20 protein-coding genes are annotated in these 22,923 nt (G+C 67.3%); 6 read left to right on the top strand and 14 right to left on the bottom strand.

Going from position 1 to position 22,923, the window contains the following annotated elements:
• The first annotated feature begins 127 nt into the window (after window positions 1-127).
• Window positions 128-2,467: a UvrD-helicase domain-containing protein gene (locus ACFYLW_RS04765; RefSeq protein ID WP_312064338.1), complete on the top strand. Its 2,340-nt coding sequence runs from the start codon at window positions 128-130 to the stop codon at window positions 2,465-2,467.
• Here ACFYLW_RS04765 and ACFYLW_RS04760 read toward each other — a convergent pair.
• Window positions 2,464-3,624, bottom strand: a complete 1,161-nt coding sequence (locus ACFYLW_RS04760; protein WP_312064339.1) for a low temperature requirement protein A — start codon at window positions 3,622-3,624, stop codon at window positions 2,464-2,466. The two genes, ACFYLW_RS04765 and ACFYLW_RS04760, sit on opposite strands and share 4 nt — an antisense overlap.
• A gap of 155 nt (window positions 3,625-3,779) precedes the next feature.
• On the opposite strand from ACFYLW_RS04760, the gene parE reads away from it, so the two are divergent.
• Complete coding sequence (parE, locus tag ACFYLW_RS04755) at window positions 3,780-5,873, top strand: DNA topoisomerase IV subunit B (protein WP_312064340.1); 2,094 nt, start codon at window positions 3,780-3,782, stop codon at window positions 5,871-5,873.
• A 177-nt stretch (window positions 5,874-6,050) separates the two neighbouring features.
• On the opposite strand, the gene ACFYLW_RS04750 is transcribed toward parE, so the two are convergent.
• The 8 genes from ACFYLW_RS04750 to ACFYLW_RS04715 all read right to left on the bottom strand — a co-directional run bounded on the left by ACFYLW_RS04750 (window position 6,051) and on the right by ACFYLW_RS04715 (window position 13,496).
• Complete coding sequence (locus tag ACFYLW_RS04750; RefSeq protein ID WP_312064341.1) at window positions 6,051-6,485, bottom strand: molecular chaperone DnaJ; 435 nt, start codon at window positions 6,483-6,485, stop codon at window positions 6,051-6,053.
• A 7-nt stretch (window positions 6,486-6,492) separates the two neighbouring features.
• On the bottom strand, window positions 6,493-7,341 hold the full coding sequence (locus ACFYLW_RS04745) for a division plane positioning ATPase MipZ (RefSeq protein ID WP_312064343.1): 849 nt from the start codon (window positions 7,339-7,341) through the stop codon (window positions 6,493-6,495).
• 96 nt (window positions 7,342-7,437) lie between these two features.
• Window positions 7,438-8,082 (bottom strand): SPOR domain-containing protein, encoded by a 645-nt coding sequence (locus tag ACFYLW_RS04740; protein WP_312064345.1) that lies wholly within the window; start codon window positions 8,080-8,082, stop codon window positions 7,438-7,440.
• Window positions 8,083-8,151: 69 nt separating this feature from the next.
• Entirely contained in the window at window positions 8,152-8,913 is a 762-nt protein-coding gene (locus tag ACFYLW_RS04735; RefSeq protein WP_292082609.1) for a chorismate mutase, read from the bottom strand.
• Between the two features lie 391 nt (window positions 8,914-9,304).
• A complete protein-coding gene (locus ACFYLW_RS04730) occupies window positions 9,305-9,877 on the bottom strand; it encodes a prephenate dehydratase domain-containing protein (protein WP_312064346.1) in 573 nt (190 codons plus the stop codon).
• Window positions 9,874-11,244 (bottom strand): class II 3-deoxy-7-phosphoheptulonate synthase, encoded by a 1,371-nt coding sequence (locus tag ACFYLW_RS04725; protein WP_312064347.1) that lies wholly within the window; start codon window positions 11,242-11,244, stop codon window positions 9,874-9,876. Before ACFYLW_RS04725 ends, ACFYLW_RS04730 begins: the two co-directional genes overlap by 4 nt.
• 60 nt (window positions 11,245-11,304) lie before the next feature.
• The gene (locus ACFYLW_RS04720) at window positions 11,305-12,351 is read right to left on the bottom strand and encodes an enoyl-CoA hydratase/isomerase family protein (RefSeq protein ID WP_390182906.1); all 1,047 of its coding nucleotides are present in this window, start codon (window positions 12,349-12,351) and stop codon (window positions 11,305-11,307) included.
• An 8-nt stretch (window positions 12,352-12,359) separates the two neighbouring features.
• On the bottom strand, window positions 12,360-13,496 hold the full coding sequence (locus tag ACFYLW_RS04715) for an isobutyryl-CoA dehydrogenase (protein WP_312064350.1): 1,137 nt from the start codon (window positions 13,494-13,496) through the stop codon (window positions 12,360-12,362).
• A gap of 262 nt (window positions 13,497-13,758) precedes the next feature.
• Here ACFYLW_RS04715 and hemB point away from each other — a divergent pair, with 262 nt between their 5' ends.
• Window positions 13,759-14,760: a porphobilinogen synthase gene (hemB, locus tag ACFYLW_RS04710; protein WP_312064351.1), complete on the top strand. Its 1,002-nt coding sequence runs from the start codon at window positions 13,759-13,761 to the stop codon at window positions 14,758-14,760.
• A gap of 35 nt (window positions 14,761-14,795) precedes the next feature.
• On the opposite strand, the gene ACFYLW_RS04705 is transcribed toward hemB, so the two are convergent.
• Window positions 14,796-15,290: a flavin reductase family protein gene (locus tag ACFYLW_RS04705; protein ID WP_312064353.1), complete on the bottom strand. Its 495-nt coding sequence runs from the start codon at window positions 15,288-15,290 to the stop codon at window positions 14,796-14,798.
• A gap of 67 nt (window positions 15,291-15,357) precedes the next feature.
• Window positions 15,358-15,960, bottom strand: coding sequence for a DUF922 domain-containing protein (locus ACFYLW_RS04700; protein ID WP_312064354.1), 603 nt, complete (start codon window positions 15,958-15,960; stop codon window positions 15,358-15,360).
• A 113-nt stretch (window positions 15,961-16,073) separates the two neighbouring features.
• On the opposite strand from ACFYLW_RS04700, the gene ACFYLW_RS04695 reads away from it, so the two are divergent.
• Together ACFYLW_RS04695 and ACFYLW_RS04690 are read left to right on the top strand one after the other, a co-directional pair.
• On the top strand, window positions 16,074-16,973 hold the full coding sequence (locus ACFYLW_RS04695; protein ID WP_292082601.1) for a flagellar motor protein MotB: 900 nt from the start codon (window positions 16,074-16,076) through the stop codon (window positions 16,971-16,973).
• Window positions 16,974-17,085: 112 nt separating this feature from the next.
• Window positions 17,086-17,820, top strand: coding sequence for an arginyltransferase (locus tag ACFYLW_RS04690; RefSeq protein WP_312061978.1), 735 nt, complete (start codon window positions 17,086-17,088; stop codon window positions 17,818-17,820).
• 3 nt (window positions 17,821-17,823) lie between these two features.
• On the opposite strand, the gene ACFYLW_RS04685 is transcribed toward ACFYLW_RS04690, so the two are convergent.
• The 3 genes from ACFYLW_RS04685 to parC all read right to left on the bottom strand — a co-directional run bounded on the left by ACFYLW_RS04685 (window position 17,824) and on the right by parC (window position 21,734).
• Entirely contained in the window at window positions 17,824-18,855 is a 1,032-nt protein-coding gene (locus tag ACFYLW_RS04685; protein ID WP_312061979.1) for a M48 family metallopeptidase, read from the bottom strand.
• 6 nt (window positions 18,856-18,861) lie between these two features.
• Complete coding sequence (locus tag ACFYLW_RS04680; RefSeq protein WP_312061981.1) at window positions 18,862-19,431, bottom strand: LemA family protein; 570 nt, start codon at window positions 19,429-19,431, stop codon at window positions 18,862-18,864.
• An 89-nt stretch (window positions 19,432-19,520) separates the two neighbouring features.
• The gene (gene parC / locus ACFYLW_RS04675) at window positions 19,521-21,734 is read right to left on the bottom strand and encodes a DNA topoisomerase IV subunit A (protein WP_312061982.1); all 2,214 of its coding nucleotides are present in this window, start codon (window positions 21,732-21,734) and stop codon (window positions 19,521-19,523) included.
• Window positions 21,735-21,846: 112 nt separating this feature from the next.
• Here parC and ACFYLW_RS04670 point away from each other — a divergent pair, with 112 nt between their 5' ends.
• Window positions 21,847-22,917, top strand: coding sequence for a nitronate monooxygenase (locus ACFYLW_RS04670; protein WP_312061983.1), 1,071 nt, complete (start codon window positions 21,847-21,849; stop codon window positions 22,915-22,917).
• The last annotated feature ends 6 nt before the right edge of the window (window positions 22,918-22,923 follow it).

Raw genomic sequence — 22,923 nt, 5'->3', positions numbered from 1 at the left:
GCTAAGGCCGAATGAACGGCGGTCAGGCTTGGCGGTTCCCGCAGACCATTTTCCATCGGGGCCTGACTTTGGCCGCTGTGCTGCTTATGTTCTCCTCCGAATCCGCCTTGCGTGAGCCGCTTATCTCGTGACCGACCAGCCTTCTCCCCGCATCTCCGACCTCGCGCGCGGCCTGTCGCCGCAAGGCGCGGCCGACTATCTGTCCGGTCTGAACCCCGAACAGAGGCTGGCGGTCGAAACGACCGAGGGGCCGGTCCTGGTTCTGGCGGGCGCCGGCACGGGCAAGACCCGCGTCCTGACCACCCGTCTGGCCCATATCCTGGCGACGGGCCGGGCCAAGCCATGGGAACTGCTGGTCGTCACCTTCACCAACAAGGCTGCGCGCGAGATGCGCGAGCGCATCACCCACCTGATCGGTCCCTCGGCCGAGGGCCTGCGCTGGCTCGGCACCTTCCACTCGGTCGCGGCCCAGATCCTGCGTCGGCACTCGGAGCTAGTCGGGCTGAAGTCGAGCTTCACCATCCTCGATACCGACGACCAGGAGCGGCTGCTGAAACAGTTGCTCGAAGCCGCCAACATCGACACCAAGAAGCACACGCCCAAGTCGCTGGCCCACCTGATCGACCACTGGAAGAACCGCGGCTGGACGCCCGAGAAGCTGCCGGCGGGCGAGGACTTCGCCAACGGCAAGGGCCATGCTCTCTACGCCGCCTATCAGAAGCGGTTGGTCACGCTGAACGCCTGCGACTTTGGCGACCTGCTGCTGCACAACCTCACCATCTTGTCGCAGCATGCTGATCTGGCTGAGGAATATCGGCGTCGCTTCCGCTACATCCTGGTGGACGAGTATCAGGACACCAACGTCGCCCAGTACCTGTGGCTGCGGCTGCTGACCTCCTCGACCGGCAATGTCTGCTGCGTCGGCGACGACGATCAGTCGATCTACGGCTGGCGCGGGGCCGAGGTGGACAATATCCTGCGCTTCGAGCGCGACTTTCCCGGCGCCAAGATCGTCAAGCTGGAGCGCAACTACCGCTCGACCAGGCACATTCTGGGGGCCGCCTCGGCCCTGATCTCGACCAATCAGGACCGTCTGGGAAAGACCCTGTGGACCGAGGACGACAGCGGCGACAAGGTGCGCGTGCGCGGCGTCTGGGACGGTGAGGCCGAGGCCCGCCTGATCGCCGACGAGATCGAAACCGCTCGCAAACAGGGCATGAAGTACAGGGACATGGCCGTTCTGGTCCGCGCCTCCTTCCAGATGCGAGCCTTCGAAGAGCGCTTCGTCATGCTGGCCGTCCCGTATCAGGTCATCGGCGGCCCCCGCTTCTTCGAGCGCGCCGAAATCCGCGACGCCCACGCCTATCTGCGCCTGATCCAGTCCGAGGACGACGATCTGGCCTTTGAGCGCATCGTCAACGTGCCCAAGCGCGGCATAGGCGACACCAGCGTTCAGAAGATCCTGCATATCGCGCGCGAGAACGGCGTCTCGGCCATGCAGGCGGTCCGCCATCTGATCACCACGGACGAGCTTCAGGCCCGCACCCGCACGCCCCTGGCCAACTTCGTGCGCGACCTCGACCGCTGGCGCGATCTGGCAAGCATGGGCACGCCCCACTGGCAGGTGACGGAAACCCTGCTGGACGAGAGTGGCTACACCGAGATGCAGAAGGCCGACCGCACCAGCGGCCAGACGCGCCTGGACAACCTTAAGGAACTGACCCAGGCCATGCAGGCGTTCGACACGCTGCAGGCCTATCTGGAGCATGTCTCACTGGTCATGGACCTCGACCGGGCCGCGCCTGAATCCGAAAGCGGCGCTGTACAGATCATGACCCTGCACGGCGCCAAGGGGCTGGAGTTCCCGCTGGTCTTCCTGCCTGGCTGGGAGGAAGGCGTCTTCCCCAGTCAGCGCAGCATCGACGAGAAGGGCATGAAGGGCCTCGAGGAGGAACGCCGACTGGCCTACGTCGGAGTCACCCGCGCCAAGCGCGACGCGCGCATCAGCTTTGCCGCCAACCGTCTGGTCTATGGCCGCTGGACCTCGCAGCTGCCCAGCCGCTTCGTCGACGAACTGCCTCTGGCCCACGTCGAACCCCAGTCGGACACCGGCTACTACGGCGCCTCGACCGGCATGAAGGAGGCCAAGAGCCGCTGGGACGACGCCCCCTCCTTCGGCAGCGGTTACTCCAGCCCCGGCTGGAAGCGCGCCCAGAGCTTCACCTCCGGCCAGCCGGCGCGTTCCGCCTCGACGCCCGCCCGCAAGGCGATCATCGAGGGCGACGGCCGCCTGATCGCCACCGCCGTCCCCAAAGCCGGCTCCAACTGGTCGCGCGGTGACCGCGTCTTCCATCAGAAGTTCGGCTATGGCGCCGTTCGCGCGATCGAGGGCAACAAGCTGGTCGTCGCCTTCGACAAGGCAGGCGAGAAAAAGGTCATCGACAGCTTCGTAGAGAAAGCTTCCTAAGCCTTCTTTTCGCGGCCCTCGACAGACTCCCAGATCGCAGCAAGCACCAGAACGACCGTCGACACCAAAGTCAGAACCAGGGGTTGCAGCAGCGGAGAGAACCCAGCCGCCGCCGCCAGCAAACCTATGCCCGCCACGCGCGGCCAGGCGATCCTGCCCCAGATCGCCAGAATCGACAGACTGGTCCCCAGCAGGAACAGCAGCGGTCCGCCGAGCAGCACCGCAGTTGTCGCCATGGTCGTGGCCCCCAGCGGGTGCGCCAGCGCCAGTTCGTCGCCGACCGCCGTCACCACGATCCCCGCCACTACGATAATCGGACAATAGGTATAGACCCGACGCGCGATCGCGCCGGGATCTGAGGCGTGAACAAAGGTCTCTGCCGCCGCCTCATGGGCCTTGTTGAAGAACAGCCACCACATGGTGATGGCCGTGACCAGAGCCGAGGCGAAGGCGACAACGACCGGCGCCGTCCATGTCAGGCCCGCGAACGTCGCCCCGGTGACGACGATCGACTCGCCCAGGCAGATAATGACGAACAGCCCGACCCGCTCGGCCAGATGCGCACCCTCGACATCCCATTCGGTTGTGTTGGAGCGCCCCAGCCCCGGCACGACATAGCCGACCGCCGGCGCGGTGAACTCCAGCAGCAAGGCGACCAGCCAGATCAGCAGCCGCGTCTGTCCCTCCGCCAGCCCGCCGCCGATCCAGAAGATGGCGCCCAGCAGCGACCAGGCTGAAATTCGCAGGAAATTCGCCTTCTGCACCGGCGAGCCGCGCACAGCCCACAGGGTGAACAGGCTGCGCCCCACCTGAATGGCCGCGAAGGCGCAGGCGAAGGCCAGCCCCTTGTCGCCGAACGCCAACGGCAGCGAGGTCGACATGACCAGGCCCGCCGCCATCAGGCCGAACAGCATCAGCCGCACCGGCCCGCCCTCAGGGTCCAGCCAGTTGGTGATCCAGCTGGTGTCGATCCACACCCACCACACTGCCGCCAGCAGGATCGCCGCCTCCAGCGCCCCCAGCGGCGTCAGATGCGCCAGTAACAGGTGACTGACCTGGGTGATGGCGAAGACGAAGACCAGATCGAAGAACAACTCGACGAAGCCGACCTTGGCGTGTTCACCCGCCCCGCGGGCGCGCATCAGGCTGGCGTTCATGATCCGCTCCGAGGTCTGGTTTTCATCAAGCTTGCGACCAGCGGTCCTTTGCGTCCAGCCAATCAGTGGATAGCGGGTGTAAAAGGTCGCAAAGCTTGCTCCCGCGTGGCGCGGGGCCTACCTGTCCGGTCCCCGAATCATCGCAGACTGCGTAGATGGCTGACCTTTTCTCCACGCTCGACGACGCTGAACCCACCCAACCGAGCGTTCCTGAAAAAGCGCCCGCTCCTGCGCCGGTCGCAGCGCCCGCGCCGGCCCCCGTCGCGCACGAGCCCAAGGTCGAACTGGCCAGCCACGCCAGTACGGCGACAGCGGCCGCCACCGGCTATTCCGCCTCCTCGATCGAGGTGCTGGAGGGGCTGGAGCCTGTCCGCAAACGCCCCGGCATGTACATCGGCGGCACCGACGAACGCGCCCTGCATCACCTCTTCGCCGAAGTCCTCGACAATGCGATGGACGAGGCCGTCGCCAAACACGCCAAGCTGATCACCGTCGATCTGGACGCCGACGGCTTCCTGTCGGTCCGCGACGACGGCCGCGGCATCCCCGTCGACCCTCATCCCAAGCACCCCGGCAAGTCCGCGCTGGAAGTGGTCATGACCGTGCTGCACTCGGGCGGCAAGTTCTCGGGCAAGGCCTATGAGACCTCGGGCGGCCTGCACGGCGTCGGCGTCTCGGTGGTCAACGCCCTGGCCGAACAGCTGGACGTCACCGTCTGGCGCGACGGCTTCGAATGGCGTCAGTCCTTCAGCCGCGGCCACGTCCTCGGCCCCATCCAGCAGGTAGGCCCGTCAAAGAAGAAGGGCACCCTGATCCGCTTCAAGCCGGACGAGCAGATCTTCGGCGTCGGCGCGGCCTTCAAGCCTGCGCGCCTGTTCCGTATGGCTCGCGCCAAGGCCTATCTGTTCCGCGGCGTTGAGATCAAATGGACCTGCGCGGCGGACCGCATCACCGACGCCACGCCTGAACAGGCCCTGCTCCACTTCCCCGGCGGCCTGGCCGACGCCCTGGCCGAGCGCGTGGGCGAGCTGGAGACCGTCACCCCCGTCTTCGCCGGCCGCGCCGAGCGCAAGGGCGAGGCGGGCGCGCTGGAATGGGCCGTCACCTGGTCGCCCATCGGCTTCGGCGACGCCGACAGCTTCATCGGCTCCTACTGCAACACCGTCTCGACCCCCGACGGCGGCACGCACGAAGCTGGCTTCCGCGCCGCCCTGGTCAAGGGCCTCAAGGCCTATGGCGAGCTGACCAACGAGAAGCGCGCGGCCCAGATCACGGCCGAGGACGTCATCGCCAACGCCGGCGCCCTGATCTCCATCTTCATCCGCAACCCGGAATTCCAGGGCCAGACCAAGGACCGCCTGTCCTCGCCCGAGGGTCAGAAGCTGGCCGAGCAACTGCTGCGCGACCCCTTCGACCACTGGCTGACCGAAAGCCCCAAGCAGGCCAACGCCCTGCTCGGCTTCGTCATCGACCGCGCCGAGGACCGCCTGCGCCGCCGCAAGGACAAGGAAGTCCAGCGCGCCGCCGCCACCCGCAAGCTGCGCCTGCCCGGCAAGCTGTCGGACTGCAGCCGTCAGGCCGCCGAGGGCACCGAACTGTTCATCGTCGAGGGCGACTCGGCCGGCGGCTCGGCCAAGCAGGCCCGCGACCGCACCACCCAGGCCATCCTGCCCCTGCGCGGCAAGATCCTGAACGTCGCCTCGGCCACCGCCGACAAGCTGCGCGCCAACGTCGAACTGTCCGACCTGGCCCTGGCCCTCGGCGTCCAGCCCGGCAGCCGGTTCAACATTGAAGACCTGCGCTACGAGCGCATCGTCATCATGACCGACGCTGACGTCGACGGCGCCCACATCGCGGCCCTGCTGATCACCTTCTTCTATCGCTCCATGCCCGAGACCATCCGTCAGGGCCGCCTCTTCATGGCCCTGCCGCCGCTCTATCGAATTTCGGCGGGTCCGCTCAGCGAATACGCCCGCGACGACGCCCACCGCGACGAACTGATGGCCACCGTCTTCAAGGGCAAGAAGGTCGAGATCGGGCGCTTCAAGGGCCTGGGCGAGATGATGGCCTCCCAGCTGAAGGAGACCACCATGGATCCGAAGAAGCGGACCCTGGCCCGCGTCTCCCTGCCCGAGAGCGAGGAAGAGATCGAGGATCTGGTCGAACGCCTGATGGGCCGCAAGGCCGAGGCCCGCTATCAGTTCATCCAGGACAACGCCCGCTTCGCCATGGCGGATCTGGACGTTTAACCTAGCAATCCTCCCCCGTTTACGGGGGAGGGGGACCGCCGCAGGCGGTGGAGGGGGAACCAGACACCGCCCTCGCCTCTCGAACCACCCGCAGCCTAACCTCGAAGCGAAGCGCGTGGCGCTCGCCCCCTCCACCATGCTTCGCATGGTCCCCCTCCCCCGCTGCGCAGGGGAGGATCAGGTTCGGCTTTTCAACAGGCGGTCGCGTGCGGCGTTGACGCGCGCGGCCAGCCCCTCCGTCCCGCCTTGGTCGGGATGGGCCCGCGCCATCAGGCGGCGCCAGGCGGCCTGAACCTCTTGCGGCGTCGCCTCGGCGGACACGCCCAGAATGGCCCGCGCCTCGGCCTCAGACAGCCGTTCAGCCACAGGCGCGCGCGGCGGCGCGGGGCGAATGCGCGACTGAACCGCCAGCCAAAGCCCGGCCCCCGCCATGCCGATCGCCGCCAACCAGACCCCGCGTGACGCAGCCAGAACCGCGCCTCCGAACAGGGCCGTGCTGAGGATGGTCGCGGAAATGCGCCAGTGGCCGCGCCGCGCGCGCTCGGTCTGACGGCCCAGCCGGACCAGCGCCCAGACCGCCACGGCGGCCAGCCCCAGCCAGATCAGGCCCATGGCGAAATCAGGCCGCCGCCGCGTCCAGCGGAGCCAGCGATCCGCCCGCCGCGTCGTCCAGACCCATGGCCTGCATCAGATTGCGCATTTCCTGACGCGCGGCGACGTGAGCCAGCGACACCGACACGGGGCGGATGTCGTTCGACAGGTCAGCCACCGTCAGGCCGAACGGGAACAACTCGCGATAGATGACCCGGTCGCGCAGACCCGGACCGACCCGGAAGCCGACGCGCTTGGCCAGCTTCATCATCCGTTCTTCCAGACGGCGACGGTTGCGCGCCTCGGCCACGGCCAGACGGTTGGTGACCACGATCCAGTCGATGGTCACCTGACGCCCCTCGGTGATGGCGCGATGCTTGCGCGCCTCCCAGACGCTCTCGGAATAGATGGAGGGCTTCTTCAGCTCCAGCGTCACCGGATCGACCTCGCCCAGCAGGTCGAAGTCGACGAAGCTGTCGTTCATCGGCGTCACGATCTGGTCGGCGCGGCCATGCGCGGCGCGCGACAGGGCCGTGTCGCCGCCGGGCGTGTCGATCAGGATGATGTCGGCGACAACCTGCGCCTCGGCATAGGCCGCGTCGAAACGCGCCAGTTGCTCGGCCTCATCGGCCTTGGCCAAAGCCTTGCCGTCGCCCATGTCGGGCACGATCGGCAGGGGCAGGTCATGGCCGTTGGCCGCCGTCCAGGCGGCGCGGTTCGAGAAGAAGCGCTCCATCGACCGCTGGCGCAGGTCCAGATCGATGATGGCGACCTTCTTGCCCGCGTGCAGCAGACCGGTGACGATGTGAATGGCCAGGGTGGACTTGCCGGCCCCGCCCTTTTCATTGCCGATGACGATGACCTGAGGCTGCGCCATGTTGGACCCCGATGTTTCGATGGGTGCGACTCAATCGTGCGAACCCCATCCAAGACGCCCTAGATCGGGCCAAGGGCGTCAGTCGTCAACGAAACCTTAAGCCGCGCCTGTGGACGACGCCGCCTCTGCGGCCCGAACGCACCACGGATCGGACGCCGCCGCGCGCTCACAAAGCGCCTTGGCCTGAGCCGATCCGGCGCGAACCTTCAACCGGACCAGACGCCGACCGTTGACCTCGACCGGCTCGAAGACCGGGTTCAGGCCCTTGCGCCCCTGCCCCAGCCGCTCCCACGCCGCCTGGGCCGAAGCCTGACTGGCGTAGGCGCCCAACTGGATCAGGACGGCGGGCGCGGCCGAGGCGGCGACTGCGACGGGCCGCGACGGCCGGGCCTCAGCTCGCTGTGCGGCCTGCACGTCCGCCGGAGCCTCGGGGTCGTGGAAGACAGCCGGCATGGCGGGCAAGACCGCCGCAGCCTTGGCGGTCAGCCCGTCGCGGGCGTCCCAGAGTTGATGCGGGGTCAGCAGTTCGACTTTCAACGGCCTCAGCCCCGCCTCTTCGGCGTTGCGCGGCCCCGACGGTTCACGTCGAGGTTCGGCGTCGCGGGACGACAGAGGAATGGCCGCGATGTCCTTGGCCACGCCCTCGAACCGATGGGGATCAGCCTCCGCCATACCGCAGCCGGCCAGCAGCGCCGCAAGGGCGCCGACCGATCCGAACCGCAGGATGACGGAAGCGTTCATGCCGTCATGCTGAACCCAGTCTTTTGAGACAGGGTTGAGGAACAGGCTTAACGCCCGTTCACACCTTCATCAGCCGATGGCGCCGACGCAGCCTTCGACGTCGCCCGGCGCCACGTCGGCGTCGGTCAGGGCCAGGGTCCAGCCGTGGTTGGTGTTCAGGCCCCAGCGCCGCGCGCCCGAGCCGTCGCCGGCGTCGCCGCCGACCGTCACCACCACGCGGCGGCCCGTCGGCAGGGCCGGCGGATCAATCTTACCCACGGCCAGCGAGGTCGGCGTCTCGCCGCCGTAGCCGTCGAAGACGCTCAGCATCGACCATTCGCGACGCAGACCCATCCACCAGGCGTCCTCGGTGTTGATGGACAGCACCGACACGCCATGACCTTCGGCGGCGTGGGCCAGCGCGGCCTGAGGATCGCGCACCAGCTTGATGTCGGCGGCGGCGCCGAAGCGCAGACGGGCGCCGTCCACGGCCTTGGACGGGTCGATGGGGGCCCAGACGTGGACCTGCAGCCGGCCCTGACGGGCCAGCCCCCAGCCGACGATCTCGCGCCACAGGTGCTCGACCGCCTCGCGGTTCTCGGGTTCGCACTGCTTCAGGACGCGGGCCTGAACGGCCTGTTCGCGGTCGGGACGCAGCTTGGTGTGGGGACCGGTCGGGGCGTCCTTGGCCTTGCCGACCTGGGCGGCGACGGCCAGACGGCGCTCAAACAGTTGAAGGATCTGGTCGTCCAGGCTGTCGATCTCGGCCCGCAGGGCGGCCAGCGCCTTCTGCTCGGGGCTCAGGTCGGCGGTTTCAGCGGGCCAGACTTGCTGGATGTTGGATTGCGGCATGGGATCAGGCTTTCGGCATGGGATTTCGATGGGAGATCGCGTCCGCCGAACATCAGGCAGGGACGCGTGCAGGGGCCGCTCGGGAGAAGCGGTCGCCAGCGAGACTGTCAGGGTTGGTTAGAAGCCCGACGCCTCAGCCGGCGTATCGAAAGCCGTAATAGCCGTAGCCAAAATAGAAGCCGGCCACCGCGCGCATGGTGGTTTCAAGGGTCAGTTGTGCGCGCAGCGAGGACATGAATCCGGTCCGGTTTCAGGATCAGGGTCGATCCGATCAGACCTTAAAGACGCAAACTTCGTGCGCGGTCAACCTTCAGAGCGAAATCGGTTCGAATGTTTTCACATTCGAACCCGGATATTCGCGCCAGAATTATCCGAAAGCCTGTTTCGCCGATCAGGCTTGAGGGGCCGTGAACAGGACAAATCGCGTCCGGTTGTCGCTGAAATCCTGCAGATCGTTGCGCAGGACCGTCAGGCCGTAAACCTCGGCGGCACGGGCAGGCGCCACGGCGGCGCGGGTCAGGTCCTCGGCCTCGGCCACGGCGGCGGCCGCCCCCCCCGTGTCGAACACCTCGACCGGGGTGATCCGCATCTCCCCAAGAGCCTTGGAGCATTGTTGCAGGGCGACCGGATGGCTCTCCGCCGTCCTGATGTCCGACAGTCGAGCGTCCGGCAGGCCCAGCAGAGCCAGCCGGATCGGCCGCCAGGCCTCGCTGACCACCGTCAGTCCCGCCTCGCGCACGAGGGTGGCGGCGGGCTCGACCACGCCGATGGTCGAGTTCTCGACCGGGATCAGCGCCGACTGGCAGTCGCCCGACAGCAGGGCCTCGATGGCCCCGCCGAAGGTCTCAAAGCCGACCGCCTCGTCCCACGGGCGCAGGTCGAGGCAGGCTTCATGGCTGAAGGCGCCGGGCGCGCCCTGATAGGCGACGCGGCCCGGTCCTTCGTCTTCGGTCGGAGTGGTCACGCGGCCTCGGCGCGGGCCTGACGCCCGGCCTTGAGGCGCTCGGCGACCAGGAAGGCCAGCTCCAGCGCCTGATCCGCGTTGAGGCGCGGATCGCAGTGGGTGTGATAGCGGCTCGACAGGTCGTCCTCGGTCACCGCCAGGGCGCCGCCCAGGCATTCGGTGACGTTCTGGCCGGTCATCTCCAGGTGGACGCCGCCGGGGTGGACGCCCTCGGCCTCCGCCACATCAATGAAGGCGCGAACCTCGCCCATGACGCGGTCGAACGGCCGGGTCTTGTAGCCGTTGGCGGCCTTCAGCGTATTGCCGTGCATCGGGTCGATCGACCAGATGACGCGCTTGCCCTCGGCCTTCACCGCCCGCATCAGGGCCGGCAGGCGATCGCCGACCTTGTCGTGACCAAAGCGGCCGATCAGGGTCAGACGGCCCGGAATATTGTTCGGGTTGAGGGCGTCGATCAGCGGCAGGATGTCTTCCGCCGTCATGGTCGGGCCGCACTTGACGCCGATCGGGTTCGAGATGCCGCGCATGAACTCGATATGCGCGCCGTCCAGCTGACGCGTGCGCTCGCCGATCCACAGCATGTGGGCCGACGTGTCGAACCACTCGCCCGACGACCCTTCCAGGCGCGTCAGGGCGCTCTCGACGTTCAGCAGCAGGGCCTCGTGGCTGGTGAAGACCTCGACGCGCGACAGATCAGGATGGGTCTCGGGCGTGACGCCGACCGCTTCCATGAAGGCCAGGGCCTCGGTGATCTTGTCAGCCAGTTCGCGGTAGGCCGCGCCCGCGCCGTTGTCGGCGAAGCCCAGGGTCCAGCGGTGGATGTTGTACAGGTCGGCATAGCCGCCGCCGGCGAAGGCGCGCAGCAGGTTCAGCGTCGAGGCCGACTGGTTGTAGGCCTTCAGCAGGCGCTGCGGATCGGGCACGCGCTCTTCAGCGGTGAAGCCCATGCCGTTGATGATGTCGCCGCGATAGGAGGGCAGCTCGACGCCGCCGATCTCTTCCAGCGGGGACGAGCGCGGCTTGGCGAACTGACCGGCGATGCGGCCGACCTTCACCACCGGCTTGCGCCCGGCGAAGGTCAAGACCACCGCCATCTGCAGGATCAGGCGGAAGGTGTCGCGGATGTTGTCGGTCGAGAACTCCTTGAAGCTCTCGGCGCAGTCGCCGCCCTGAAGCAGGAAGGCGTTGCCCGCCTCAACCTGTGCGAGATGCTGGGTCAGTTTGCGGGCCTCGCCGGCAAACACCAGGGGCGGCATGGCCCGCAGCTCGTCTTCGACACGGGCCAGTTCGGCCATGTCAGGATAGTCCGTCGGCATATGCACGACGGGCTTGTTTCTCCAGGATTCAGGGGTCCAGCGCTTACTCATGCCGCCTAGATAGCCCTACAGGCGTCTAGGAACAACAAATGTTGCGCCGCAGCGACCTTTTCAGAGCGGCGACCAGGCCTCGTCGGCGGGCAGAGGCGCGAACAGGGCGTCCAGCGTCGCGTCGCTGACTCTCGAAAGCTCAGCGGGCGACCACTTCGGGGCGTTGTCCTTGTCGACGATGACCGCGCGCACGCCTTCCTGGAAGTCGTGAGTGCGCACCACCCGACCGCCCAGCGCATACTCCATCGCCATGTTCTCAGCGAAGGAGGCCAGCGTCGCGCCGGTGCGGATCTGGCGCAGGCTGACCTTCAGCGACTGCGGCGACTTGGTCTTCAGCGTCTCAAGCTGCTTCAGCGCCCAGTCCGAGCCCTCAGCTTCCAGCGCGGCGAAGATCTCCTCGACCGTGTCGAATGCGAACAGCCGGTCGATAGCCTCGCGGTGCGCGTCCAGCGGCGCCGGCCCTGCCTCGCCCGACACGCGGTCAGCCACGGCCTTGGGATCAGACGGATTGGCGAGAAGTTCGTCCTTCAAGGCCGCCGCCGCCCCGCTCTCGACGAAATGGGTGTGGATGCCCAGGGCCACCGTATCGGCCGCCTTCAGCCGCGCACCCGTCAGCGCCAGCCAGACCCCCGTCTGCCCCGGCAGGCGCGGCAGGAACCAGCCCCCGCCCACGTCGGGGAACAGGCCGATGCCCGTCTCCGGCATGGCGTAGGTGGTGCGCTCGGTGGCGATGCGAACATCGGCCGGTTCGCTGATGCCCACGCCGCCGCCCATGACGATGCCGTCGATGACGGCCGTGATCGGCTTGGGGTATTCGAACATCAGATGGTTCAGCTGATACTCGGTCTTGAAGAAGGCCTGGGCCTCCGACGCATCCCCTGCCCCGCTTTCGGCGATCATGCGGATGTCGCCCCCGGCGCAGAAGCCGCGCTCGCCCGCATGGTCGATCAGCACCGACTTCACGGCCTCATCGCCGCGCCAGGCCAGCAACGCCTCGATCATCGCCTCGCACATGCCCCGGTTCAGGGCATGGATCGCCTTGGGCCGGTTCAGCGTGATGCGGCCGACGCCGTTCTCGACGCGGGTGATGACTTCAGCTTCGCTCATCTGATCGCTCATCGGGCCAGCTCCCGCGCGATGATCACCCGCATGATCTCGTTCGTGCCTTCCAGGATGCGGTGGACGCGCAGGTCGCGCACGATCCGTTCCAGCGGATAGTCCTTCAGATAGCCGTAGCCGCCGTGGATCTGCAGCGCCTCGTCGGCGATGTGGAAGCAGGCGTCGGTGGCCAGGCGCTTGGCCATGGCGCACCACTTGGTCTTTTCCGGGTGGTCGTTGTCGATGGCCCAGGCCCCGCGCAGCACCATCAGGCGCGCCGCCTCCAGGTCCGTCGCCATGTCGGCCAGACGGAACTGCAGGGCCTGGAAGTCGCCAATCGCCTTGCCGAACTGCTTGCGCGTGGCGACGTAGGCCTGGGCCGTTTCCAGCGCCAGCCGCGCTCCGCCCAGCGAACAGGCGGCGATGTTCAGACGCCCGCCGTCCAGACCGGCCATGGCGTATTTAAAGCCGGCGCCTTCCTGACCCAGCAGATTGGCGATCGGAATGCGACAGTCGTCGAACTGGACCACGGCCGTCGGCTGGGCGTTCCAGCCCATCTTGCGTTCCTGCGCGCCGAACGACAGGCCGGGCGTTCCGGCCTCGACCACCACGGCGCTGACGCCCTTGGCGCCTTCGCCGCCGGTGCGGACCATGACGACGTAGACATCCGACGTCCCGGCGCCCGAGATGAAGATCTTGGACCCGTTCAGCACCAGATGATCGCCGTCGCGCACCGCCGTGGTCCGCAGCGCCGCCGCGTCCGAGCCCGAACCCGGCTCGGTCAGGCAGTAGCTGGCGATCTTGTCCATCGTCGTCAGCGACGGCACGAAGCGCGAGCGCAGGTCGTCAGACCCGAACTTGTCGATCATCCAGGTCGCCATGTTGTGGATCGAGATGAAGGCCGCCGTCGCCACGTCGCCGCGCGACAGTTCCTCGAAGATCACCGCCGCCTCAACGCGGCCCAGGGCGATTCCGCCGTGCTCTTCGCCCGTATAGATGCCGCAGAAACCCATCTCGGCCGCATGACGCATGACATCGACGGGGAAGTGCTTGTCCTCGTCCCACTTCGCCGAGTTCGGCGCCAGTTCGGCGTCGGCGAAAGCCCGCGCGGCGTCCTGAATCGCGCGCTGGTCGTCGTTGAGGGCGAAGTCCATGATCAATACTCCCGACTGTGGTCTGCCCTCTGACGGGGCGTTCATGCTGCTTTTATCCAAGCGGTTGAGAAACGTCACCCCGCCAGCGCCCCGCGCCGCATCTTGCGCCCGCCAATGACGCAGACAAGCGCTAGTCTCTGCCTCTCGACGCCGCGATTTCAGACGATTCAGACGAATTGGACTCTGTTTTTTCCGACCCTGGGTCCGATATGCGACCTCCAAGGTCGTTTCCCTGCCCCGCCTACCGGACTATGAGCCCTGCATGACCATGCCGTTCCAGCCCGCCGCCTTCCCCTACGCCCGCCCGCGTCGCCTGCGCTCGCAGCCCTGGGTGCGCCGTCTGGTCGCCGAGACGACCCTGACGCCCGCCGACCTGATCTGGCCGATCATCGTCCATGACGGCGCCGAGGACCGCGTTCCGGTCGCCTCCATGCCCGGCGTCTTCCGCCTGTCGCCGAAGGAAGCCGCCAAGGCCGCGGTCGAGGCGCGCGATCTGGGCATCCCCATGATCGCCCTCTTCCCGAACGTGAATGACAGCCTGAAGGACAACGTCGGCACGGCCGCAAGCGACCCGGACGGCCTGATCCCCGACTGCATCAAGGCCATCAAGGACGCCGCGCCCGAGATCGGCGTCATGACCGACGTCGCCCTCGACTGCTACACCGACCACGGCCACGACGGGGTTCTGGAGAACGGCCGCATCGTCAACGACCCGACGCTGGAGCGCCTGGCCGAACAGGCCTTCATCCACGCCCACGCCGGCGCCGACGCCGTGGCTCCGTCCGACATGATGGACGGCCGGGTTCAGGCCATTCGCGAGGCTCTGGAAGCCAACGGCCTGTCGGACACCCTGATCATCAGCTACGCCGCCAAATACGCCTCGGCCTTCTACGGCCCCTATCGCGACGCGGTGGGCTCGTCCAAGTCGCTGACCGGCGACAAGAAGACCTATCAGATGGACTACGCCAACGCCGACGAGGCGCTGCGCGAGGTGGCGATGGACATTTCCGAAGGCGCCGACGCCCTGATCGTCAAGCCGGGCCTGCCCTATCTCGACATCGTCCGGCTGGTGTCCGACACCTTCAAGGTGCCGACCTTCGCCTATCAGGTGTCCGGCGAGTACGCGATGATGCAGGCCTCCATCGCCAACGGTTGGCTGGAGGAAGACCGCGCCATCCTGGAAACCCTGCACGCCTTCAAACGCGCCGGGGCCTCGGGCGTCCTCAGCTACTTCGCGCCCAAGGCGGCGAGGCTGCTGGGCTGATCTCTTCCTTCTCCCCTTGTGGGAGAAGGGACATCTCAAGCCGTCGGATCGACGGCCTGTCCGTACCTGCCCCGGAAATAGGTCAGGGCGTCGCCCGGAAGGGTCTCGAAGGCGGCGACCCGCCCGACGATGACCAGGTGGTCCCCCATGACGATACGGTCGTGGGTCGTGCAGTCCAGCCGCGTCACGGCGTTGCGCAGGCGTGGCGGGGCCGGGTCGCCGACCTCGAACTCGTCGTTTGACAGGGTGCATACGCCCCAGGCGAAGCGGTCCGACATGGCCTGATCCTCGACCGGCAGCATGTGCACGGCGAAGCGCTCGGCCCCGGCGAAGGCGTCGTGGCGGTCCGACTTCACGTCCAGGCACCACAGCACCAGCGGCGGGTCCAGCGACACCGAGGTGAAGCTGTTCACGGTGATGCCCAGCGGCCCTTCGGCCGTATGGGCCGTCACCACGCAGACGCCGGTGGCGAAGCCGCCCAGCGCCTTGCGATAGGCCTTGGCGTCGAAGTCGGAAGGAGAAAAGGTCACTGACACAAGCCTGACCTAAGGCGTGGTGCGCCGGCGGGCAAGGCCGGACGGACGCCGACAAGCGCCGTTAAGGGAAGACGGCGCCCTCGCGCTTGCCGTGCTGGGTCAGGCGATCATATTCACGGCTTGCGGCGCTAACCTCCTCCGCAACCCGGGCGACCGCCGCCTGCATGTCTTCACAGCCTGAGGCGGCCTTCATGGCCTTTTCGATCTCCTGCCGCCCATGCAGCGCGATCCGGGCGTGGTTCATCTCGTGGGTCGCCAGGGCCTTGAAGTAGCGATCCCAGGCTTCACGATCCCGACGCCCCAGCCGGTCGGCCTCGGCCAGGTCCGGCAGAATGACGGTGATGGCCACGATAGCCTCGGCCGTCTCGGGCACACACCGCACGTCGCCCCGCCCTTGCCAGCGTGTCGAATAGCGCCACCGCGTCACAGCATCGAAGCGTTCGCCGCCGTCAGCCTCGGCCGGACGCACCGCGTTCATGGCCGTCCGAATGGCGCGCGGATTGCGGCCGTCGACCAGATAGGCCTCAAGCGTGACCTCGGGCATGGCCGCCAGCTCAGGCGCCACCTCCCGCAGCCGCAGGGCGCCCTCCGCATCGGCTCGCGCCAGCGCAGCGTCTTCCCGATGGCCGCCCAGCGCCGCCATTATCGCCAGTTCAAGAAACATCGCGCCCCTCCCGGATTTTTCGCTTGAACAACACGACGCGGCGGCAAGGCAACCGCTTCTTAACGGCCGCATGGGATTCACAGCTAACAAACGACGTTAAGATTGGCCTGCCCATGTCCGCGAGCGATCGCCCGATCCTTATCAAGAAGGTGAAGAAGGTGACCGCCGGCGGCCACCACGGCGGCGCTTGGAAGGTCGCCTACGCCGACTTCGTGACCGCCATGATGGCCTTCTTCCTGCTGATGTGGCTGATCAACACGACCGACCCGGAACAGAAACGCGGCATCGCCGAATACTTCGCCCCGGCCAACGTCTCGGCCTCCACCTCGGGATCGGGCGGCATCCTGGGCGGCACGGCCCTGGGCGACGACGGAGCCAAGAGCTCGGGCTCCATGTCGGTCATCGAGCAGCTCGCGCCCGAAGCGCCTGATTCTTCCGAAACCGCGGGCCAGAGCGCCAACCTGGCCGCCGCCAGCGAATCCGCCCTGCGCGCCGAGATCGCCCGACGCGAGGCCGCCGACTTCGCCAGCGCCGCCGAGAGCCTGCGCCAGGCCATGCAGGCCATGCCCGAGCTGGCCGAGCTGTCGAAACAGCTGATCATCGACCAGACGCCCGAGGGCCTGCGCATCCAGCTGGTCGATCAGGAAGGCCGCTCGATGTTCGAAAACGGCTCCTCGCGCCCCAACCCGCGCGCCCAGATGTTGCTGCGGGCCATCGCCAAGGTCATCAACCAGCTGCCCAACCGCATCTCGATCACCGGCCACACCAGCGCCGTCGCCGGCTCCAGCCGCGCCAGCGGCGCCGGCGACTGGGCGCTGTCCTCGGCGCGCGCCGACGCCTCGCGCCTGACGCTGCAGGCTGCGGGCGTGAACGCCGACCGGGTCTATTCGGTGGCGGGCAAGGCGGGCTCGGACCCCCTCTACCCCGACGATCCGTCTCTCGCCGGCAACCGCCGCATCGCCATCGTCCTGTTGCGCGAAGCGCCCGTCCTGCCCACGGACACCAGCCTGTGATCGCGAGCGCCGGGCCTCTCGGCGCTTGCGAAATCCTCCGGTTGCGCGCCAAATCGGGACATGACGATCCGCTCGCAAATCCGCCGACACGATCGGGACCGGACGTAAGGCCGTGACCCAGCACTTCCCGACCCGGCAGTTGCGGTTCTTCATGACCGCCAACGCGCCCTGCCCCTATCTGCCGGGCCAATTCGAGCGCAAGGTCTTCGCCAACCTGCCTTTCAGCGACGGCGCCGACGTCAACGACGCCCTGACCCAGGCCGGTTTCCGCCGCAGCCAGAACATCGCCTATCGCCCCGCTTGCGAGGCCTGCGCCGCCTGCGTCTCGGTGCGCATTCCGGTGGCCGAGTTCGCCTTCTCGCGCTCGCAGCGCAAGATCCTGAACCGCAACGCCGATCTGTCGCGCGATCTGGTCGAGGCCGAGGCGACGATGGAGCAGTTCGACCTGCTGCGCCGCTACCTGACCGCCCGCCACCCCGGCGGCGGCATGAGCGACATGGGCTGGTCCGACTATGTGTCCATGGTCGAGGACACGGCCGTCCGCACCCACCTGATCGAATATCGCCTGCCCGCGACCGACGACGGCCCCGGCGATCTGGTCGGGGTCTGCCTGACCGACCTGCTGCACGACGGCCTGTCCATGGTCTACAGCTTCTTCGACCCCGACCTGGAGCGCCGCAGCCTGGGTCAGTTCGCCATCATGGATCACCTGCGCCAGGCCGCCATGGTCGGCCTGCCCTACGTCTATCTGGGCTACTGGGTCCAGGGCTCGCCCAAGATGGACTACAAGGCCAGGTTCCGCCCCATGGAGGCCCTGCGCCCGCAGGGCTGGGAACGGCTGCCCTAAGCCTCAGGTCGTTGGAACGGCCGTGCTGGATGTAACCGAAGGCGCGGGGCCCCACGGTCCCTCGTCACGACCGCCCGCGAACTTCACCAGGGCCGCGATCCGCTTCTCGATCGGCGGGTGGGTGGCGAACAGGCCGGCGAAGTCCGCCTTGTCCGCCGTATTGTCGAGGAACATGCCGCGAAGTTCGTCGGGCGCCTCGATCTTCGACTGGCCCGACACCTTGCGCAGGGCCGAGATCATGGCGTCCGGGTTCTTGGTCAGCTCCACCGCCCCGGCATCGGCCACATATTCGCGAGTCCGCGACAGGGTCATGCGGATGACGGTCGCCAGACCAAAGCCGATCACCCCGATGGCCAGACCAATCAGGATCAGCGGCATGGCGTTCTTGTTGTCCCGGCTGCGCCCGCCGCGCATGTAGAAGAGGCTGCGGAACACCAGTTCGGCGATCACGCTGATGATGCCCGCGAAGATCGAGGCGATCACCATGGTGCGCACGTCCTTGTTGATGACGTGGGTCAGTTCGTGCGCCAGCACGCACTCCATCTCGTCTCGGCTGAGGGTCTGCATCAGCCCGCGCGTGACGGTGACGCTGTAGTTGCCCTCGTGCAGACCGGACGCATAGGCGTTCAGCGATGGGCTCTCGATGATCCGCAGCGTCGGCGTTTTCATCCCGCGCGAGATCGCGAGGTTTTCCAGCAGGTTGTAGAGCTCGGGCTCGACCCGGCGCTCGACCTTGCGCGCCCCCGTCATGGAGTCGATCATCGCCTGATTGCCGAAGTAGGCGATGACGAACCAGACGGCCGCCGCAACCAGGGCCGCCGGCACGGTCCAGCCCAGCATGGACGCCGCCAGCGCCAGATCCTGCGACAGACCGCCGCCCGAGTTGGGCAGCAGGCCGAAGCCCATCATCAGCACCTGAACGCCGAACAGCAGGCCGACCAGCAGCACCGGAAACCCGGCCAGCAGGATCGCTGACCGGGTATTGTTCTGCCAGATGTGGGTCTTGAGGCCGACGGCCTGACCAAAAACCGCCATTGGGGCTTAGAACTTCACCGTCGGCGGGGCGGCATTCAGGGCGGCGCGTTCGCCCTCGCCCACGTCGAAGAAGGGCTTGTCCGCGCCAAAGCCGAACAGACCGGCGAACAGCACCGTCGGGAATTGACGGCGCACGGCGTTGAACTCGCTGACCGCGTTGTTGAAGAAGCGGCGCGCGGCGGCCAGCTTGTTCTCGATGTCCGACAGGTCCATCTGCAGCTGCTGGAAGTTGGCGTTGGCCTTGAGGTCCGGATAGGCCTCGGACACGACGAACAGACGCCCAAGTGCGCCGGTCAGCATGTTCTCGGCCTGCACCTTCTCATCCACCGTGCGGGCGCCGGCGGCGGCAGCGCGAGCCTGGGTGACGGCGTCCAGGGTGCCGCGCTCGTGCGTGGCGTAGCCCTTCACTGTCTCGACCAGATTGGGGATCAGATCCTGACGCTGCTTCAACTGCACGTCGATGTCGGCAAACGACTGATTGGCCGTCTGATCCAGCGCCACCAGCTTGTTGTAGGCGCCGACGACGACGAACAGCAGAACGACGACGATGACGCCGATGATGATCCAGGTGATCATTGAAATCTCCAACCCCGGCCGGATCGGCCTTGGGTGGATTATCGCAAGGGCTGACGGCGACCTCCAATGAAATCGCCGTCACCTTGGCGTCAGCGGAACTTGCGCATCCCGCGCGGCCCCTGGCGTCCGGCCCCGGCGCGCTTGCCCAGCCAGTCCTTCCAGTCGGGCCAGTTGCGACGACGGCCGCCGCCGTCGGCCCATTCCGGCCCCGCCTCGGCGTTGAACACCGCCACATCGACCAGACCGCCCTGCTTGTAGTTCTGCAGCTTCACGCCCTTGCCGCGGCCCATTTCAGGCAGTTCGGCCAGCGGGAAGATCAGCGCCTTGATGTTCTCGCCGATGACCGCGACGTGGTCGCCCTGCGGGTTCGACGGGATGCGCAGCATGGCCAGCATCTCGCCGTTCAGCACCTGCTTGCCGCCGCGCTTCTGGGCAAGGAGGTCGTTCTCCGGCGCGATGAAGCCGTAGCCGGCCTTGGAGGCCACCAGAAGCTTCGCATTCGGTTCGTGCGCCACGACATTGATAATCTCGGCCTTTTCGTCGAGATCGATCATCAGACGCAGCGGTTCGCCGTGACCCCGGCCAGAGGCCAGCTTGTCGGCGCCGATGGTGAAGATACGCCCGTCCGAGGCCCCGATCAGCAGCTTGTCCGTGGTGAAGGCCGGCACCAGGAAGCCCAGGCTGTCGCCTTCCTTGAACTTCAGCTCCGAGGGGTCCTCGACCTTGCCCTTGGCGGCGCGGATCCAGCCTCGCTCCGACAGGATGACGGTGATGGCTTCACGCGGGATGAAGGCCTCGGGCGCCACGAAGGCCGATGAGTCCACCGCTTCGCCGATGGTCGTGCGACGCGGCGAGATCAGCGCCTTGCGGACCGCCTCCAGCTCCTTGCCGATGGCCTTCCACTGCTTGGCTTCGGACGAGGTCAGCGCCTTCAGCGCCGCCAGTTCTTCGGCCAGGGCGTTGTATTCCTTATCGATCGCCATTTCCTCGATCCGCGCCAGCTGACGCAGACGGGTGTCGAGGATGTAGTCAGCCTGGGGCTCGCTCAGGCCGAAGCGTGCGATCAGGACGGCCTTGGGCTGTTCCTCCTCGCGGACGATGCGGATCACCTCGTCCAGGTTGAGGAAGACGATGCGCAGGCCTTCCAGCAGGTGTAGTCGCTTCTCGACCCGCTCGATCCGCCATTGCGAGCGGCGGTTCAGCACCACGCGGCGGTGATCCAGGAAGGCACGCAGGCAGTCCTTCAAGCCCATGACGCGCGGCGTACCCGTGGCGTCCAGCACGTTCATGTTGATCGGGAAGCGGACCTCCAGATCGGACAGCTTGAACAGGCTCTCCATCAGCATCTCGGGCTCGATGGTGCGGTTCTTGGGCTCGAGGATCAGGCGGATGTCTTCCGCCGACTCGTCGCGCACGTCGCCCAGAAGCGGCGCCTTCTTGTTCTCGATCAGGTCGGCCAGACCCTCGATCAGGCGGCTTTTCTGCACCTGATAGGGCATCTCGGTGACGATGATGCGCCAGACGCCGCGGCCCAGGTCCTCGGTCTCCCAACGGGCGCGCAGACGCACCCCGCCGCGACCGGTCTCATAGGCGTCCAGAATGGAGGCGTGGCCTTCCACCGACACGCCGCCAGTGGGGAAGTCCGGCCCCGGCACGATCTGCACCAACTCCGAGGTCGTCGCCTCGGGCCGCTCCAGCAGCAGCTGACAGGCGTCGATCAGCTCGCCGACGTTGTGCGGCGGGATCGAGGTCGCCATGCCCACGGCGATGCCCGAAGAGCCGTTGGCCAGCAGGTTGGGGAAGCCGGCCGGCAGAACCACCGGCTCCTCGTCCTGATCGTCATAGGTCGGGCGGAAGTCGACCGCGTCCTGATCGATGCCGTCCAACAGCAGGACGGCGGCGGGCGTCAGCTTGCACTCGGTGTAACGCATGGCGGCGGCGCTATCGCCGTCGATGTTGCCGAAGTTGCCCTGACCATCGACCAGCGGATAACGCTGGGCGAAGTCCTGGGCCAGACGCACCAGGGCCTCGTAGATGGAGGCGTCGCCGTGCGGGTGATAGCCGCCCATGACCTCGCCGACGACCTTGGCGCATTTGCGCGCCGCCGCCTGCGGGTTCAGCCGCATCTGGTGCATGGCGTACATGATGCGCCGGTGCACCGGCTTGAAGCCGTCACGCACGTCGGGCAGCGCCCGGTTGGTGATCGTGGACAGAGCATAGGCCAGGTAGCGCTTGGACAGCGCATCGCCCATCGGCTCTTCAACGATGCGGCCGCCTTCGGGCGTCGGGGTGTGGATGGTCATGCGACTTCGAATCGGTGATCTGAACGACAAAGTCTAGCGCAGCGCGCGGCTGACGCGGGGACGATCCGCGCCTATCTGTGGAGCGCCGTCGTAGAAAAGGCAGGAACCGCGCATGAAGACCGCCCTCACCGACCGCCTCGGGCTGGACCTGCCCATCGTTCAGGCGCCCATGGCCGGAACCTCGACGCCCGAACTGGCGGCCGAGGTGTCGAACGCCGGGGCGCTGGGCTCCATCTCCATCGCCTCGGTCGATGCGGTCGAAGGCCGACGCCAGATAAAGGCGTTGAAGGCCCTGACCACCCGGCCGTTCAACGTCAATGTCTTCTGCCATGCCCCGACGCCGCCTGATCCTGCGCGCGATCGCGTCTGGATCGACAGTCTGCGCTCAGTCTTCGCCGAATTCGGGGCCGTGCCGCCCCAGGCCCTGACAGAGATCTACCAAAGTTTCCTGACCGACGACGCCAAACTGGCGGTCCTGCTGGACGAGAAGCCCGCCGTGGTCAGCTTCCACTTCGGACTGCCTCAGCCCGAGAAAATCGCCGCGCTGAAGGCCGCTGGCTGCCTGCTGGCCGCCAGCGCCACCACGCCAGAAGAGGGCCGCCTGGCCCAGTCCGCAGGCATCGACATGATCGTGGCGCAAGGGGTCGAGGCCGGCGGCCACCGCGGCGTCTTTGATCCCGCCGACGACCCGCGCTTCGCAACCCTGCCCCTGACCCGCCTGCTGGCCCGCGAACTGGACATCCCGGTTATTGCAGCGGGAGGGATCATGGACGGTGCCGGGATCGCTGCGGCGCTGGCGTTGGGCGCTGCAGGCGCGCAACTGGGCACCGCCTTCGTCTCCTGCCCCGAGTCCGCCGCCAACCCCGCCTATCGCGCCGCCCTGGCCGGACCGCGCGCCGAGCGCACCCGCGTCAGCCCAGTCATTTCCGGCCGTCCCGCGCGCGGCATCGAGAACGCCTTCATGCGGCGCGCGGACGAGGCCCTGACCGCCGGCTATCCCTACGCCTACGACATCGGCAAGGCGCTGAACGCCGCCGCCAGTCTGCAGGGCGACGACGGTTACGCACCGCAATGGGCCGGTCAGGCCGCGCCGCTGGGCCGCGTCCTGCGCGCCGCCGAACTGGTCGAGGTTCTGGCGCAGGAAACCCGCGCCGCCATCCGCGATCTGCAACGCCTCTTGTAACCCGAC

The sequence above is a fragment of the Brevundimonas sp. NPDC007368 genome (assembly GCF_042869015.1).
Lineage (GTDB): Bacteria > Pseudomonadota > Alphaproteobacteria > Caulobacterales > Caulobacteraceae > Brevundimonas.
The sequence above is the reverse complement of the archived record's forward strand: the minus strand, read 5'-3'. Positions and strand labels throughout refer to the sequence as shown.